The 13,967-nt window shown below is 72.2% G+C and carries 14 protein-coding genes; 7 read left to right on the forward strand and 7 right to left on the reverse strand.

Features of this window, described 5'->3' with window-relative positions; genetic code table 11:
* The first annotated feature begins 33 nt into the window (after positions 1-33).
* Genes ACGFQC_RS27245 through ACGFQC_RS27260 form a run of 4 tightly spaced genes read left to right on the forward strand, consistent with a single transcriptional unit; the run spans position 34 to position 4,248 of the window.
* The gene (locus tag ACGFQC_RS27245) at positions 34-1,620 is read left to right on the forward strand and encodes a VWA domain-containing protein (RefSeq protein WP_363093023.1); all 1,587 of its coding nucleotides are present in this window, start codon (positions 34-36) and stop codon (positions 1,618-1,620) included.
* On the forward strand, positions 1,617-2,522 hold the full coding sequence (locus ACGFQC_RS27250) for a hypothetical protein (RefSeq protein ID WP_363093022.1): 906 nt from the start codon (positions 1,617-1,619) through the stop codon (positions 2,520-2,522). The genes ACGFQC_RS27245 and ACGFQC_RS27250 overlap by 4 nt, the downstream gene beginning before the upstream one ends.
* Complete coding sequence (locus ACGFQC_RS27255) at positions 2,519-3,751, forward strand: ABC transporter substrate-binding protein (RefSeq protein WP_363093021.1); 1,233 nt, start codon at positions 2,519-2,521, stop codon at positions 3,749-3,751. The genes ACGFQC_RS27250 and ACGFQC_RS27255 overlap by 4 nt, the downstream gene beginning before the upstream one ends.
* A 50-nt stretch (positions 3,752-3,801) precedes the next feature.
* Positions 3,802-4,248 (forward strand): hypothetical protein, encoded by a 447-nt coding sequence (locus tag ACGFQC_RS27260; RefSeq protein ID WP_363093020.1) that lies wholly within the window; start codon positions 3,802-3,804, stop codon positions 4,246-4,248.
* A gap of 74 nt (positions 4,249-4,322) precedes the next feature.
* Here ACGFQC_RS27260 and ACGFQC_RS27265 read toward each other — a convergent pair whose 3' ends face one another.
* The 4 genes from ACGFQC_RS27265 to ACGFQC_RS27280 form a co-directional block, all read right to left on the reverse strand.
* Complete coding sequence (locus ACGFQC_RS27265; protein WP_363093019.1) at positions 4,323-5,765, reverse strand: GH1 family beta-glucosidase; 1,443 nt, start codon at positions 5,763-5,765, stop codon at positions 4,323-4,325.
* Positions 5,766-5,885: 120 nt separating this feature from the next.
* On the reverse strand, positions 5,886-6,809 hold the full coding sequence (locus ACGFQC_RS27270) for a carbohydrate ABC transporter permease (RefSeq protein WP_363093018.1): 924 nt from the start codon (positions 6,807-6,809) through the stop codon (positions 5,886-5,888).
* A gap of 12 nt (positions 6,810-6,821) precedes the next feature.
* On the reverse strand, positions 6,822-7,814 hold the full coding sequence (locus ACGFQC_RS27275; protein WP_363093017.1) for a sugar ABC transporter permease: 993 nt from the start codon (positions 7,812-7,814) through the stop codon (positions 6,822-6,824).
* Between the two features lie 324 nt (positions 7,815-8,138).
* Entirely contained in the window at positions 8,139-9,449 is a 1,311-nt protein-coding gene (locus tag ACGFQC_RS27280) for an extracellular solute-binding protein (protein WP_363093016.1), read from the reverse strand.
* A 301-nt stretch (positions 9,450-9,750) separates the two neighbouring features.
* Between ACGFQC_RS27280 and ACGFQC_RS27285 the strand changes: the two genes are divergently transcribed.
* Both ACGFQC_RS27285 and ACGFQC_RS27290 read left to right on the forward strand, forming a co-directional pair.
* Positions 9,751-10,764 (forward strand): LacI family DNA-binding transcriptional regulator, encoded by a 1,014-nt coding sequence (locus tag ACGFQC_RS27285; RefSeq protein WP_363093015.1) that lies wholly within the window; start codon positions 9,751-9,753, stop codon positions 10,762-10,764.
* Between the two features lie 179 nt (positions 10,765-10,943).
* Entirely contained in the window at positions 10,944-11,114 is a 171-nt protein-coding gene (locus ACGFQC_RS27290) for a DUF5670 family protein (RefSeq protein ID WP_030933194.1), read from the forward strand.
* Positions 11,115-11,191: 77 nt separating this feature from the next.
* On the opposite strand, the gene ACGFQC_RS27295 is transcribed toward ACGFQC_RS27290, so the two are convergent.
* Positions 11,192-11,677, reverse strand: a complete 486-nt coding sequence (locus ACGFQC_RS27295) for an ATP-binding protein (protein WP_363089522.1) — start codon at positions 11,675-11,677, stop codon at positions 11,192-11,194.
* A gap of 168 nt (positions 11,678-11,845) precedes the next feature.
* Between ACGFQC_RS27295 and ACGFQC_RS27300 the strand changes: the two genes are divergently transcribed.
* A complete protein-coding gene (locus ACGFQC_RS27300) occupies positions 11,846-12,217 on the forward strand; it encodes an STAS domain-containing protein (protein WP_363089523.1) in 372 nt (123 codons plus the stop codon).
* Between the two features lie 482 nt (positions 12,218-12,699).
* Here ACGFQC_RS27300 and ACGFQC_RS27305 read toward each other — a convergent pair whose 3' ends face one another.
* Together ACGFQC_RS27305 and ACGFQC_RS27310 are read right to left on the reverse strand one after the other, a co-directional pair.
* Positions 12,700-13,449, reverse strand: a complete 750-nt coding sequence (locus tag ACGFQC_RS27305; RefSeq protein WP_363089703.1) for an SDR family NAD(P)-dependent oxidoreductase — start codon at positions 13,447-13,449, stop codon at positions 12,700-12,702.
* Positions 13,450-13,766: 317 nt separating this feature from the next.
* Complete coding sequence (locus ACGFQC_RS27310; RefSeq protein WP_363089717.1) at positions 13,767-13,961, reverse strand: hypothetical protein; 195 nt, start codon at positions 13,959-13,961, stop codon at positions 13,767-13,769.
* Between the last annotated feature and the right edge of the window lie 6 nt (positions 13,962-13,967).

The raw sequence follows: 13,967 nt of genomic DNA on the forward strand, positions 1-13,967 counted from the left end.
GGCCCGTCGACGAGAGCGAGGAGCACGGACACCGTGAACACAGGGGCATCCGCGAACAGAGACCCGGACGGCGCGGGGGCGGCCGGCGCGGGAGCGGCCGGCACGGGAGCGGCCGGCACGGGAGCGGCCGGCACGGGAGCGGCCGGCACGGGAGCGGCCGGCACGGGAGCGGCCGGCACGGGAGCGGCGAGGAGTGCCTCGGCCGGCCTCGACATCAGCCAGTGGAAGTACCTGTCCGGCCAGGCGCGCGAACCGCAGATGCACGCCATCGTGACCGTCCGGGCGGACGGCACCGGGAACGGCGGCGGCGCCTCGGGTCCCGTGCTGGCACAGGTGCTGGCGGTGGACTGTTCCGGTTCGATGGCCTATCCGCAGGAGAAGCTGCGCGCGGCCCACCAGGCCGCCGTGGCGGCACTGCGGCTGCTCCCCGACGGCACCCCCTTCGCCGTGGTCCGGGGCACCCAGTCGGCGAGCATGGTGTATCCGCCGACGGAGACCATGGCCCGGGCGGACGCCCGGCACCGTGCGGAGGCGGAGCGGGCCGTGCACCGCCTGGTCGCGGGCGGGGGCACCTGCATCGGCAGCTGGCTCGACCTGTCGCGCCGGCTGCTGACGGAGGCGGACGCACCCATCGGACACGTCCTGCTGCTGACCGACGGCAAGAACCAGCACGACGACCTGATGCCGCTGGCGGACGTCCTGGAGGCCTGCGCGGGGCGCTTCGTGTGCGACGCCTGGGGCATCGGCGACGGCTGGGACGGCCGGGAACTGCTGCGTATCACCAGCCGTCTGCACGGCCGGAGCTCCTCCGTGCAGGACGAGGCGGCGCTCGCGCGCGAGTACGAGCAACTGATGCACCGGCTGCTCGCCAAGAGCGTTCCCGAGCTGGTGATCTCGGTGACCCCCATGGCCGGGGCCGGGGTGCGCTACCTCAAGCAGGTCTTCCCCACCGAGGTGGAACTCGATCCCGTCGGCACGGGCGACGACGGGACGCGGCGGTTCGTCACGCGGGCGTGGGGCGACGAGACCCGCCGCTACCAGCTGTGCCTGTCCGCCGATCCCACCGGGCGGCCCCGCGGGGAGGACCTCCAGCTCGCGGTGGTGTCCCTCGACGTTCCCGGCGCTGACGGGGTGGAGCTGACGCCGCCCCGGCCGTGCCTGGTGCACTGGACCGACGACGCGGCGCTGTCCGGGCACAGCGACATCCACGTCGAGCACTTCGAGCAGCACCAGCGGCTCGGCGAGGCCGTCGCAGCCGCCACCGACGCCCACCGCAACGGTGAGCGTGACGCGGCACAGCAGCACCTGGGCAGGGCCGTGCGGCTCGCCCACGTCATCGGCGCCGACCAGTCGCTCGGCCGACTGGAACGGCTCGTGGAGATCGACGACCCCGCGGCGGGGCGGGTCCGGCTGCGTCCCGGCGTGGCGGCCGTCGACTTCGAGCACCTGATCACCGCCAGCAGTCACAGCACGTACGGCCCCGCGTCGGGCACCGCCGACCCGGTGGTCGCCGGCGGACCGGGAGCGGCGATGCTGCGGTGCCCGGCCTGCGAGGGGGAGGTGCCCGCGGCGGCACGTTTCTGTCCGCTGTGCGGGCACGGACTCCAGGGGCGGCCGTGAGCACCACCGGGCGGGACCTGACCCGCAGGCTCCGGCTGCTGCTGGCCCTCGGGGCCCTCACCACCCTCGCCCTGTTCGCCGCCTACCGGGGCGTGCACGACGACACGGTGCCGCTGGCGTCGTCGAGCACCCCGGGGATCCTGGCCGTGGACACCACGAGGACCGCGCTGCAGCGGGCGCACGCGGCCGTCGACGGGCGCGGGGCGGCGGGTGACACGACCGGTGAGTTCCACACGCAGCTGTCGGTCGCCCATCAGAGCATCGCCGTCGCGGCCTCGGAGAACGTCACCGGCCCGGCGGACCGGCACACCCTGCAGACCGTCACCGGGCTGATCACCGTCTACTCGGCCTGGGTGGAGCGGGCCGGCAAGGAGACGGATGCGTCGCTGCGCGCCGCCTACCTGCACTACGCCGAACAGGGCCGGAACGACATCGTCGACCGCCTCGGCGAGCTGCGCGCCGAGCAGGTGCGGGTCGCCCGGGAACAGGCCTCCTTCCCCTGGCCGTTGTGGCTGGGCTGGGCAGCGGTCCTGGTGCTGTGCCTCGTGCTGTGCGCGGCCCTGGTGGAGGCGCAGCGGTTCGCGCGGCTCCGCTTCCGCAGCGCGGTGCACCCGCCCCTGCTCGCCGCCACGGTGCTGTGCGCGAGCGGGGTGGCGGTCCTCGGCTGGTTCACCGTACGGGCGCACGCGGCGATGCGTGACTCCCTCGCGGAGCTGGACACGACCCGGTCCGCGGACGAGATCCCCGAGACCGGTGCGGACGTGGGGCGGTACCTGGCGGATGCCGGTCTGTGGGCGTCCCTGTCCGAATGGATCCTCGTGGGAGGGGCGTTGCTGATGGCGCTGATATGGGTGGGGCTGTGGCCGCGCGTCGCCGAGTACCGGTTCCGGGTGCCGCGATGAGACGCCTTCGGCCCCGGACGCTCGGCATCGTCTGCGTCTGCCTGGTCCTGCTCGCGGCCGGGGTGGTCACGGGGGTGCGGTGGGCGCGCGGCTGGACGGGTTCGGTGACCGTGCTCGCCAACTGGAGCGGTGACGAGAGGGACCAGTTCGAGCGGGCCATGCGGCGGTTCGAGGACGAGTACCGCATCGACGTCGTCTACCAGGGCAGCTCCGCGCTGAGCCAGGTGCTGGCCGCCGACCTGGCTGCCGGGACCCAGCCCGACGTGGCCGTGCTGCCCGGCCCGGGCGAGCTGGTGGCCTACGCGGCCGAGGGCCGGCTGGAGCCGCTGGACGGCCTGTTCGAGGCCGGCGCCTACGACCGTGTGTGGATGCCGAAGGTGGCGGGCGAGGACGGCCGGGAACGCACCTACTGGCTGCCGGTCAAGACCGGTCTGAAGAGCATGGTCTGGCACGCGGGCGGCCTGTCGGCGGACCGGATCGCCCGGATCGCCGCCGACCCCGGCGGCTGGTGCCTCGCCATGGGGTCCGGCGCGACCTCCGGCTGGCCGGGCACCGACTGGGTGGAGGACGTCCTGCTCCAGCAGTCCGGCCCGCGGGTCTACGAGCAGTGGGCGACCGGCGGCATCGCGTGGACGGACCCCCGGGTGCGCAGGGCCTGGCAGACGTGGGGCGACATGGTGGGCGCGGGCGACAGGACCCGCGTCGGCCGGATGCTCCAGGACGACTTCGCCCAGGACTGCCCGCGGCAGCGCCTGGAGCACCAGGGGTCGTTCCGGGACACCCACTGGAAGCGCGTCGGGGGCGACTTCGTCCACTCCGCCGAGGTCATCCCCGGCGCGGGGGGCGGTGCGGGCCGGTGGGAGGTCTCCGGCGACCTCGCGGCCCTGCTGAACGCGACCGACGAGGCCCGGCAGCTGATCCGCTTCCTGGCCGACCCCGGCACCGCGCTGCCCGACTTCTCGGCCAACCGGAAGGCCGCGTCGCCGGACGATGGGCAAGATCCCCTGGAGCGGAAGGTCAGCTCGATCCTGCGCGGCTTTGAGCACCGTCTGTGCTGGGACGCCTCCGACACCATGCCCCCCGCCCTGCGCGACGCCTTCCACCAGGCGGTCCTGCGCTTCCTCGCCGCACCCGACCGCCTGGAGGACCAACTGCGAGCCCTGCAGGCCCTGAACGGCGGCCCGCGCCCGACGCTGCCGGTGTGCGGCACCGGCCCGGCGACGAACTGACGGCGCTGTGGCACGATTTCCCCTCAGCCACACCGTTTTGGGGGGACATCATGCGCACTCGCGCCTCGATCATCGTCGCCGCGGGGCTTCTCGCCCTCACGGCCTGCTCGTCCGGCGAGGACGACGGCCCGTCGGCGAGCGACTCCGGTCCGGCCGACGCCGAGCAGACCGTCGCCGTCCCGCAGGAGCACGAGGGAGACGACCTGGAGGCCGCCGCGGCCGTCTACACCTCGGCCTACTTCGCGGCCGACACCGACACCGCGTACGGCATGCTCTCCGCACGCTGCCGCGAGGAGATCGGCGCGGACACGTACGCCGCCGTCGTGAAGCGGGCGAAGGCCGACCACGGGCCGGACCACCCGGCGACCGACGTGCGGGCCGAGGTGTCCGGCAAGCTCGGCCGCGTCAGCTACAAGGTCCAGGGCCTGCCCGGGTTCGACCAGCGGGCGCAGCCGTGGGCGCTGGAGGACGGCGGCTGGAAGTACGACGCCTGCTGACCTCCTGCCGCGCGGGCTCTCCGTCGCGCGGCGGTCGGCCCCGTTCCCGTGCGACGGGACCGACCGGGGCGGGGTCAGGCGCCGGGGAGCACGCCGGTGCGGGCCACTTCGGAGTACCAGCGGGCGCTGGCCTTGGGGATGCGGGTGCCGGTCGGGTAGTCGACGTAGACGGCGCCGAAACGCTTGCTGTAGCCGTATCCCCACTCGAAGTTGTCCAGCAGCGACCAGAGGAAGTAGCCGCGCACGTCCGCGCCGTCCGCGATGGCCTGGTGGACGGCGGCCAGGTGGCCGCGCAGGTAGGAGATGCGGGCGGGGTCGTTGACGTTGCCGGAGGGGTCGGCGTAGTCGTCGAACGCGGCACCGTTCTCGGTGATGACGAGCGGCAGTTCGGGGAAGTCCGACGCCAGCCTGCCCAGCAGTTCGTGCAGGCCGCTCGGGTCGACGGCCCAACCCATGGCGGTGGTCTCGCCCGGGGGCTGGTGGAAGGCGACGTCGTCGGCGGCCGGCCACGGACTGTGGGCGCTCCTGCCGTGCCCGTCCGAGGTGTGGGTGCCGCTGCCGTCGGCCCGGGAGACCACGGTGGGCGTGTAGTAGTTGACGCCGAGGAAGTCCAGCGGCTGATGGATCTCCCGCAGGTCGCCGTCGCGGACGAAGGACCAGTCGGTCAGCGCCGCGGTGTCCTTGAGCAGGTCCTCCGGGTAGGCGCCCCGCAGCATCGGTCCGGTGAAGACCCGGTTGGCAAGCGCGTCGATACGGCGGACGGCGTCGACGTCGGCGTCGGCGCCGGTGAGCGGGCGGAGATGGTGGAGGTTGAGCGTGACCGAGCACTGGGCGTCGGCGGGGATGCGGCCGCGCAGTGCCTGGACGGCCAGGCCGTGGGCCAGGTTGAGGTGGTGGGCGGCGCGCAGGGCGTCGACCGGGTCGGTGCGGCCGGGGGCGTGCACGCCGGAGCCGTAGCCGAGGAAGGCGCTGCACCAGGGTTCGTTGAGCGTGGTCCAGGTCTTCACCCGGTCCCCGAGTGCGTCGGCGGCCAGGGCCGCGTACTCGGCGAACCGCTCGGCGGTGGCGCGCTCCGGCCAGCCGCCGGCGTCCTCCAGCTCCTGCGGCAGGTCCCAGTGGTAGAGGGTGGCGACGGGCTGGATGCCCTTGTCCAGCAGCTCGTCGACGAGACGCCGGTAGAAGTCCAGGCCCTGCTGCCCGGCGGGACCGCGGCCGGTGGGCTGGATCCGGGGCCAGGCGAGGGAGAAGCGGTAGGCGCCGATGCCGAGGTCGGCCATCAGGGCGACGTCCTCGCGCCAGCGGTGGTAGTGGTCGGTGGCGATGTCACCGGTGTCGCCGTTGCGGACCCGGCCCGGGGTGCGGGCGTAGGTGTCCCAGATGGACGGCGTGCGGCCGTCCTCCGCGGCGGCCCCCTCGATCTGGTAGGAGGCGGTCGCGGAACCCCAGAGGAAGCCCTCGGGGAAGGTGCGGGGGGCCTGCGGGCCGGAAGCGGTGTGCTGTTGTGCTGCGGTGACCACGTGGGTCCTTTCCAGGTGGGTGGCTGGGTGGGTGACTGGATGGGTGGATGGGTGGCGTGGACGGGCGTGCGGGACGGGACCGGTGGCCGGGCCGGCGGACCAGTGGGTCGGCGGACCGGGTCAGCCCTTGACGGCGCCCGCCATGATGCCGCTGACGATCTGACGGCCGAAGACGACGAACATCGCCAGCAGCGGCAGCGTGCCGAGCAGCGCGCCCGCCATGATCAGGGACTGGTCCCGGATGTATCCGGCACTGAGCTGGGTGAGGGCGACGGGGACCGTCGGGTTGGTCATGTCGAGCACCACGAAGGGCCAGAAGAAGTCGTTCCAGGCGTGCACGAACGTGATCATGAACAGGACGGCCATCGCGGGGCGCGCCACGGGCAGCACGATGCTCCAGAAGATCCGCAGGGAGTGCGCGCCGTCCACGCGGGCGGCCTCGACCAGCTCGTCCGGCAGCGCCTCCGACAGGTACTGCCGCATGAAGAAGACGCCGACCGCGCTCACCAGGGTGGGGAAGATGACGGCGGGCAGCTCCTGCGACCAGCCCAGCTCGGACATCATCATGAACAGCGGTACGACACCGAGTTGCGGCGGCACCATCATGGTGCCGATCACCAGCATGAGCAGCACGTTGCGGCCCTTGAACCGCAGCTTGGCGAAGGCGAAGCCGGCCAGCGTCGCGAACATGACGGTGGACAGGGCGATGGCGCCGGCCACGATCAGGCTGTTGACCATGGCCTTGCCCATCGCCGCCTCGTCCCAGGCGCGGGCGAGGTTGCCGAAGAGGTTCGGGCCGGGCAGGAACGGCGGCGGCGTCTGGCTGACGCGGGTGTTGTCGGTCGAGGCGGCCACCATGGTCCAGTACAGCGGGAAGATCGACACGACGGCCGTGATCGCGAGCAGGACGTAGGCGAGCGGGCCCGCGTGGTGCTGGCGGCCGGCGCGCGGGCCCAGCAGCCGGCGGCCGCCGCGGGCGGCGGGCTTCTTCGGAGCGGTCCGGGCCGGAGCGTCCGCCCGGACCGGGAGGCTTTCTGTGGTCATGGGGACTCCTGGTCAGGGCGTGCGGGAGCGCAGGCGCTCGATCAGGCGCTGCGTGACGAAGACGAGGACGAGCAGCAGGAACATCGCCCAGGCGACGGTGGCCGAGCGGCCCATCTGGTAGTTCTTCCAGCCCTCCTCGTACAGCAGCAGGCCCAGCGTCTGGTACTGGTTGTCCGCGCCGCCCGTCACGCCGTTGGGCCCCTGGCCGAAGATCAGCGGTTCGCCGAACAGCTGCGTCGCGCCGATGGTGGAGAGCACGATGGTGAAGACGATGGTGGAGCGGATCCCGGGCACGGTGACGTTGGTGAACTGCCTCCAGCGGGAGGCCCCGTCGATGGCGGCGGCCTCGTAGCGGTCGGCCGGGATGGCCTGCATGGCCGCCAGGTACAGCAGCGCGTTGTATCCGGTCCAGCGCCAGATGACGATGGTGGAGATCGCGGCCTGGGCGGGCCACTTGTCCGCCTCCCAGTCGACCGGGTCCAGGCCGACCAGACCGAGCGCCCAGTTGATCACGCCGAAGTCGCGTTCGAACAGCATGGTGAACACGAGGGCGGCGGCGCCGACCGAGGTGGCGTAGGGGACGAGCGAGGCGATGCGGAAGAAGAGCGAGCCGCGCATCCTGTAGTTGAGCAGGTGGGCCAGGCCGAGCGCCATCAGCAGCTGCGGCACGGTGGAGATGACGCCGATGGTGACGGTGTTCGCCGTCGCGTTCCAGAACCGGGAGTCGTTCCAGAGGTCGACGTAGTTGTCGAGCGCCACCCACTCCATGACGTCGAGGGTGGCCAGTTCCACCCGGTGCAGGGAGATCCAGGACGTGTAGACGAGGGGGTAGAAGCTGAACGCGGCGAACACGACGAAGAACGGGGCGACGAACGCGTACGGTGCGCCCTTGACGTCCAGCCGGTGCAGCAGCGCGCCGCGTCGCTGGCCCGCGCCGTCGCCGTCCGGCCGGGACGGTCCTCGACGTCCCTCGCCGGCCTGGGCCTTGGAGATGGAGGTGGCCACCGGAGTTCCTTTCTGGGAGCGGGGGTGTGAGCCGGTCGCCCGGGCCCGCGGGCGAGGTGCGCGCGGACCCGGGTGGCCGGCCCAGGGTCTGTCGTCTGGGTCGGGCCGGATCAGAAAGCGGGGTCCGGTGCCGGGGGCGCCTCCTACGCCTTTCGGGCGGTGGGGGACGTCGCGAGGCGGAGGAGGGAGTCGGGGAGGAGCCCCGGCGACCGACGACAACGCGGCGGTGGGGGTACCTCCCGCTCGGGCGGAGCCGAGAGTGGGGAGCGGTGCCGGACCCCGCGAGCCCGGCATGATCCAAACGACAGCCCTTGGCGCGACGGGTCAGCCGACCGCCTTCTCGATGCGCTCCGCGGTGGTCTTCCAGGCCTCGTCGCGCGAGGTGCCCTGCTGCTCGATGAGGGCCAGGCCCTGCGAGAAGGTGTCCTTGATCGTGCCGTCCTTGCGGCCGAGGACCTGCTTGTCGGGGATCTCCCGGGCGGCCGCGCCGAAGATCCGGCCGATCGGGGCGTTGTTGAAGTACTCGGAGGTGAGGTTCTGCACCTCGGGCATCTCCAGCGCCTTCTGCGAGGACGGGACGCTGCCCTGCTTCTCGAAGATGTGTGCCTGCTGTTCGGGCGCGGTCAGCCAGGCGACGAGCTTCTTGGCCTCCTCCCGCACCGGGCTCTGCTCGACCACCCCGAGGAAGGAACCGCCCCAGTTGGCACCCTTGGGCGCCTTGGCGACATCCCACTTGCCCTTGTGCGCGGCGCCCGCCTTCTCACCGATGTGGCCGAGCATCCAGGCCGGGCAGACGGCCGTGGCGAAGGTGCCGTTGGCCAGACCGGGGTCCCAACCGGGCTGGAACTGGCGGAGCTTGGCGGTCAGGCCGGCCTCCGCGGCGTCGGCGGCGAGGTTCCAGGCTTCCTTGACGGCGGGGTTCTTGTCGTAGATCAGGTCGCCCTCGGCGTCGTAGTACTGCTCGGAGTAGCCGTAGACCATGGCGTTGAACAGGCCGCTCGCCGCGTCCAGGTACGCCACCTTGTCACCCTTGAAGTCCTTCTTGAAGGTGCGCCCGACCTCGACGTACTTCTTCCAGTCCCCCTCCCACAGCCTGGCGACCTCCTCGCGGTCGGTGGGCAGGCCGGCCTTCTCGAAGTAGTCCTTGCGGTAACAGACGGCCATGGGGCCGATGTCGGTGCCGAGTCCGAGCACCTTGCCGTCCGCGGTGGTGATCTGGGACTGCTTCCACGGCAGGAAGTGGTCGGTGCCGGTCACGTCGGAGAAGTCCGCGAACTTGTCGGCCTGGGTGTCGACGATCTCCTTGGCCCGGCCGATCTCGATGCCCTGGATGTCCTTCAGTCCCTTGCCCCCGGCCAGCCGGGTCTGCAGGGCGGTGTAGTACGTCTGTTCGTCACCGGCCACCTCGGCCTTGATGTCGACGTTCGGGTTCTCCTTCTCGTACTGCTCGAGCAGGCCCGTCTCCTTGAAGCCCATCACCCCGTACATGCCCATGGTGATGGTGACCTTGCCGTCCTTCTTGCCGCCACCCGTCGCCGAGTCGTCACCGCCTCCACAGCCGACGACGAGCGCGAGCGCACCGGCGGCCGCGACGACCGCGGCCGCTCGTGTGCGCGGGGTCCTGTGAGTGCTCATGAATGTCCTCCTAGCGACGGCGCTGACGCACCGGAGTGGCGGGTTGCACGTGAGGGCTACGGCGGCACGACGAGCGGTGGGAACGTACCCACCAGACGGTGGGCACGTTCCCACCGGCGGATGGAAGACTCGTGGCAGCGAACGGCTCTGTCAATGACCTGAAAACAATTCGTTGCCGAACCGGACGTCCGGCGTTCCCTTCCCGACTCGGCGAGGGTGCTGCCGCCGGCGTGGCGTCTGCCACAATTGCCGCTGGTCACGTCCGCGGCGCTGCCGCCGCGGTAGCCGCCCGGAGGAGCACATGACAGGGAACCGCCAGCCCACGATCAAAACCGTCGCCGCCCGCGCCGGGGTGGGGCGGACCACGGTGTCCCGTGTCATCAACGGCTCGGACCTCGTCAGTGCGGACGCCCGGGAGCGGGTCCTGGCGGCGATCAAGGAACTGAACTACATCCCCAACTCCGTGGCCCGGGGCCTGGTGACCAGCCGCACCGACTCGGTGGCGCTGGTGATCCCGGAGTCCGAGAGCCGGCTCGGATCGGAGCCGTTCTTCGCCGCCCTGATCCGCGGCGTGAGCGCGGCGCTCGCCGAGACCGGGACCCAGCTGCAGCTCACGCTCGTCCGCGACCAGCTCGAGCGGGACCAGCTCACCACGTCGGTGGCGACCCGCCGGGTCGACGGCGTCCTGCTGGTCTCGGTCCACGCGCACGACCGGCTGCCCGGCATTCTGGAGGAGATGGGGCTGCCCACCGTGCTGGCCGGCCGCAGGGACGAGCGGGAGCGGCTCAGTTACGTCGAGTCGGACAACACCGGAGGCGCCACGGCGGCCGTCCGGCACCTGCTGGACAGGGGCCGGCGCCGCATCGCCACCATCACCGGGTCGCTCGACATGGACGTCGGCCGCAGCAGGCTGGCCGGCTGGCGCGACGCCCACCGCGAGGCGGGAGTGCGAGCCGACGAATCCCTGGTCGAGGGGGGCGACTTCACCGAGGAGGGCGGGCGCCGGGCGATGCGTTCGCTTCTTGAACGCGCGCCGGACCTGGACGCCGTGTTCGCCGCGTCGGACCTCATGGCCGTCGGCGCCATGGCCGAACTGCGCCGCCAGGAACGGCAGGTGCCCGGTGACGTCGCCGTCGTCGGGTTCGAGGACTCCGTGCTCGCCCGCCACACCGCCCCGCCGCTGACCACGGTGCGTCAGCCGGTGGAGGAACTGGGCCGGACGATGGCCAGGATCCTGACCGGCATCACCCGACACGGCGCCGACCGGCAGCAGTTGACGCTGCCGACCGAGTTGGTGGTGCGCGAGTCGTCGTGAGCGGCGTCGCGCTCGCCGGGCGCACGGCGGGAGCCTCCGCGGGACCTCGCGTTCGGGGACGAGGTGAGCGTCGGTGGAGAAAGTGAGGGGGGTGCCCGGAAGTACGGTGAAGAAACCAGATGATCCGGCCGTATGTTCTCCCGTTCGCCGGGCACCAGGAGCGGCGGAGGTTGATAACTATGGTTCCCCTGCTTCTCGTTCTCCTGCTGGCCCTGATCCTCTTCGGCGCGGGCTTCGCGCTGAAGGCACTGTGGTGGATCGCCGTCATCGTGCTGGTCGTCTGGCTGCTCGGCTTCGTCATGCGCAGCGCGGACACGGGCGGCCGCAAGGGCCGCTGGTACCGCTGGTGACCCGCTAGACGGCAGCAGGACCGTGGGCCCCGGGAACACCCGGGGCCCACGGTCCTTGCACCGAACGGGAGCGTCCGTCACGCCGGTCCGCGGGCGGCGGCACCGCTGTCGGCCGGGTCGGCCAGAGCGATGCGGGCCGTGATCCGTTTGCCGACCGGCTCCTGGTGGACCGAGAGGTCCTCGGTCACCGCCTTGACGATCTCCAGGCCGTGCTGGCCGATCCTCGCCGGGTCCGTGGCCCGCGCGGCGGGGACCGTGGGATCGCTGTCCCACACGGTCACCTCCACACTGTCGGCGATGATCCGCAGTTCCATCAGGACGGGGCCGGGGGCGTACTTGCGGGCGTTGGTGACCAGCTCGCTGACCACCAGCTGGGTCAGGTCCGTCGCGCGCGCGGACACGGCGAGCCGATGACCGTCGCGGACCTGTTCGAGGAAGGCGGTGGCGTGGTGGCGGGCTTCGGCGATGCAGCCGTCGCCCCCGCCCAGAGCGAAGCCGGCACGCAACGGACGGTCGCCGGGCGCCCTGCAGTCGCCGTCCTCGGCCCCGGATCCCACCAGCATCGCCTCACTCCCCGTCCACCCGAGCGCGGATGTCCCACCAGGTGACTACGTCTGCCCCGGATGCGCCGTCCGGAACGGCCGATCGCGTGCATCCGGCCCGGGCGGTGAGGCAGAATCGTCCACGCGTGGTCCTGACCCGGAGCAAGCGTAAACGCAGTCGAGGAGACAGTGACCGACATCCCGAAAGCAGACCGGCCGGACGGGCTCGTCATTGAGCAGAGCGTGGTCGACGGCGTACGCGTCGTGATCGTGCGCGGCGAGATCGACCACGACGTCAAGCACGTGCTCAGCGAGGCCCTGATGCCGCGGCGCGGGGCGGCGGCGCCGTCACGGGTCGTGGTGGACCTCAGCGGCGTCACCTTCATGGACTCCAGCGGCATCAACGCCTTCGTCGTCGCCCACCGGGCCGTCAGTGCCACCGAGGGGTGGCTGCGCATCGCCGGTGCGCAGGCGCCGGTCCTGCACGTCCTGCACATCGTGGGGATCGACGAGGTCATCCCCTGCCACGCCACCGTCGAGCAGGCTCTGGGCAACCCCTGACCCGCCCGTCCCGGCACGCGGTCGGCGAGTACGCCGGCGGCGACCGGGGCACCGGCGCACTGGGGCGCGTTTCGAAAGTCCCTCCCCCAGAGGGGGTGCCCCCAGCCCGGCGACGCCTGGCACGCACGCTCGCCGCGTTGTCGGGATCGCCCCGACACAACCAGTATCGGGGCGACCCTCCGCCTTGCGATCGCACGCACCAGACGCCGCCGGGCCTGCCCTTCGGGCAGACGACGCCACTTTCGGAACACGCCCTAGCAGGCGTCGTACACCGGCTGCGGCCGACGAACGGGCCACGGGCGCCGGCCGGGTCCCGCGGGAGGTCCGGGCCCCGGCGCCTCCTCCGTGGTGATCGCGGGCAGGTGCTCACCCCCGGCAGCCGTCGCGCTCCTCCCGGATCGGTGCCGGCCGCAGGCACGGGGTCGTGCCGTGGGGCACGGGAGATCTCTTTCCGGGGGCGGACAGCTCGGACGGGTCCGGCTTCAGTCGGCAGCGGGCAGGTCGGTCGACGGCCCGGCGGTGGCACCGCCGTCCAGGACGAACTCGACACCGGTCGAATAGGTGGCACCGGTGGCGACGAAGAGCACCATGCGGGCGACTTCCCCGGGCTCACCGAACCGCGGGAGCGGCTGCGCGGCCGTGAAGGAGTCGTCGAAGTCGGCCGTCATCGCGGTGCGCACGGCTCCCGGATGGACCGAGCAGACACGGATCCCGTCCGCGGCCACTTCCAGCGCCGCGGTCTTGGTCAGGCCTCGCAGCCCCCACTTACTGGCCACGTACGCCCCGATCCCCGTGTATCCGGTCAGGCCGGCGATGGAGGAGATGTTCACGATCACCCCTCCCCCGGCCCGGCGCAGGGAGGGCGCCGTCGTCCGCATGCCCAGCCAGGCGCCCTGGAGGTTGACGTCGATGACCCTGCGGAAGGACTCGGGGGACTGCTCCTCGATGGTGCCCCACTCCAGGATCCCGGCGTTGTTGACCAGTGCCGACACGGGGCCCGCTTCCCGTTCGGTCCGCGTGACGACGGTCTGCCAGTCGTCCCCGTCGCTGACGTCCAGGTGCGCGTAGCGGGAGGGAGGGCCGAGCTCCGCGGCCGGCTTCTCCCCCTCGGCGTCGGCGACGTCGGCCACGACCACAGCCGCGCCCTCGGCGGCGAACAGCCGAGCCGTCGCGGCACCGATCCCTCCGGCTCCCCCGGTGACGATCGCCACCCGTTCGTCCAGCGCTCCCATCATGGCCTCCTGAACCGATCCGGGGCCGGGTGGAGATCCGTCGACACCGCACCGGGACGCCTCGAACCGTGCTGGTCGCGCCGTGGGTCCGGCCGCGGCACGTCCGGCTCGTCGAACGAGTCCGGTCCGTGCAACACATCCGGTCCGTGAAGCAGGTCGGGGTCGGGATCTCCTGGACACAGGCCGCCCGGGGACGCTCGACGTCCAAAGTCGGCCGACCCGGTCCGTTCTCCTCCACTCCAGTGTGGCCAACCGGCATGACGGGCGCACACCGGGAGAACCGTCGCGTGCTCTGGCGCCGGTCCCGCCCCCTGCCGTCAAGCCGACGCGCTCTCCGCCTGATGGATGACCCAGGCCGCGCCGACGAGACCGATGCGGCTCAGAGCCTGCGGAAAGTCGCCGAGCAGCGCGCCGGTGAACGGTTCGGCCTCCTCGGCGAGGAGGCCCACGTCGTTTCGGCGGGACGTGCTCGGCACACTGCCCCTGTGGCCCTGGACGACGGCGACGATCACCGGGGT

It is taken from the genome of Streptomyces sp. NPDC048734 (genome assembly GCF_043198675.1).
In the GTDB taxonomy this organism is placed as follows: domain Bacteria; phylum Actinomycetota; class Actinomycetes; order Streptomycetales; family Streptomycetaceae; genus Streptomyces.

Excerpts from the sequence above, each read along its gene's own strand:
- ACGFQC_RS27305 (WP_363089703.1), bottom strand. The coding sequence starts at position 13,449 with ATGGGAGCGCTGGACGAACGGGTGGCGATCGTCACCGGGGGAGCCGGA.
- ACGFQC_RS27260 (WP_363093020.1), top strand. The coding sequence starts at position 3,802 with ATGCGCACTCGCGCCTCGATCATCGTCGCCGCGGGGCTTCTCGCCCTC.
- ACGFQC_RS27280 (WP_363093016.1), bottom strand. The coding sequence starts at position 9,449 with ATGAGCACTCACAGGACCCCGCGCACACGAGCGGCCGCGGTCGTCGCG.
- ACGFQC_RS27285 (WP_363093015.1), top strand. The coding sequence starts at position 9,751 with ATGACAGGGAACCGCCAGCCCACGATCAAAACCGTCGCCGCCCGCGCC.
- ACGFQC_RS27290 (WP_030933194.1), top strand. The coding sequence starts at position 10,944 with ATGGTTCCCCTGCTTCTCGTTCTCCTGCTGGCCCTGATCCTCTTCGGC.
- ACGFQC_RS27255 (WP_363093021.1), top strand. The coding sequence starts at position 2,519 with ATGAGACGCCTTCGGCCCCGGACGCTCGGCATCGTCTGCGTCTGCCTG.
- ACGFQC_RS27295 (WP_363089522.1), bottom strand. The coding sequence starts at position 11,677 with ATGCTGGTGGGATCCGGGGCCGAGGACGGCGACTGCAGGGCGCCCGGC.
- ACGFQC_RS27270 (WP_363093018.1), bottom strand. The coding sequence starts at position 6,809 with ATGACCACAGAAAGCCTCCCGGTCCGGGCGGACGCTCCGGCCCGGACC.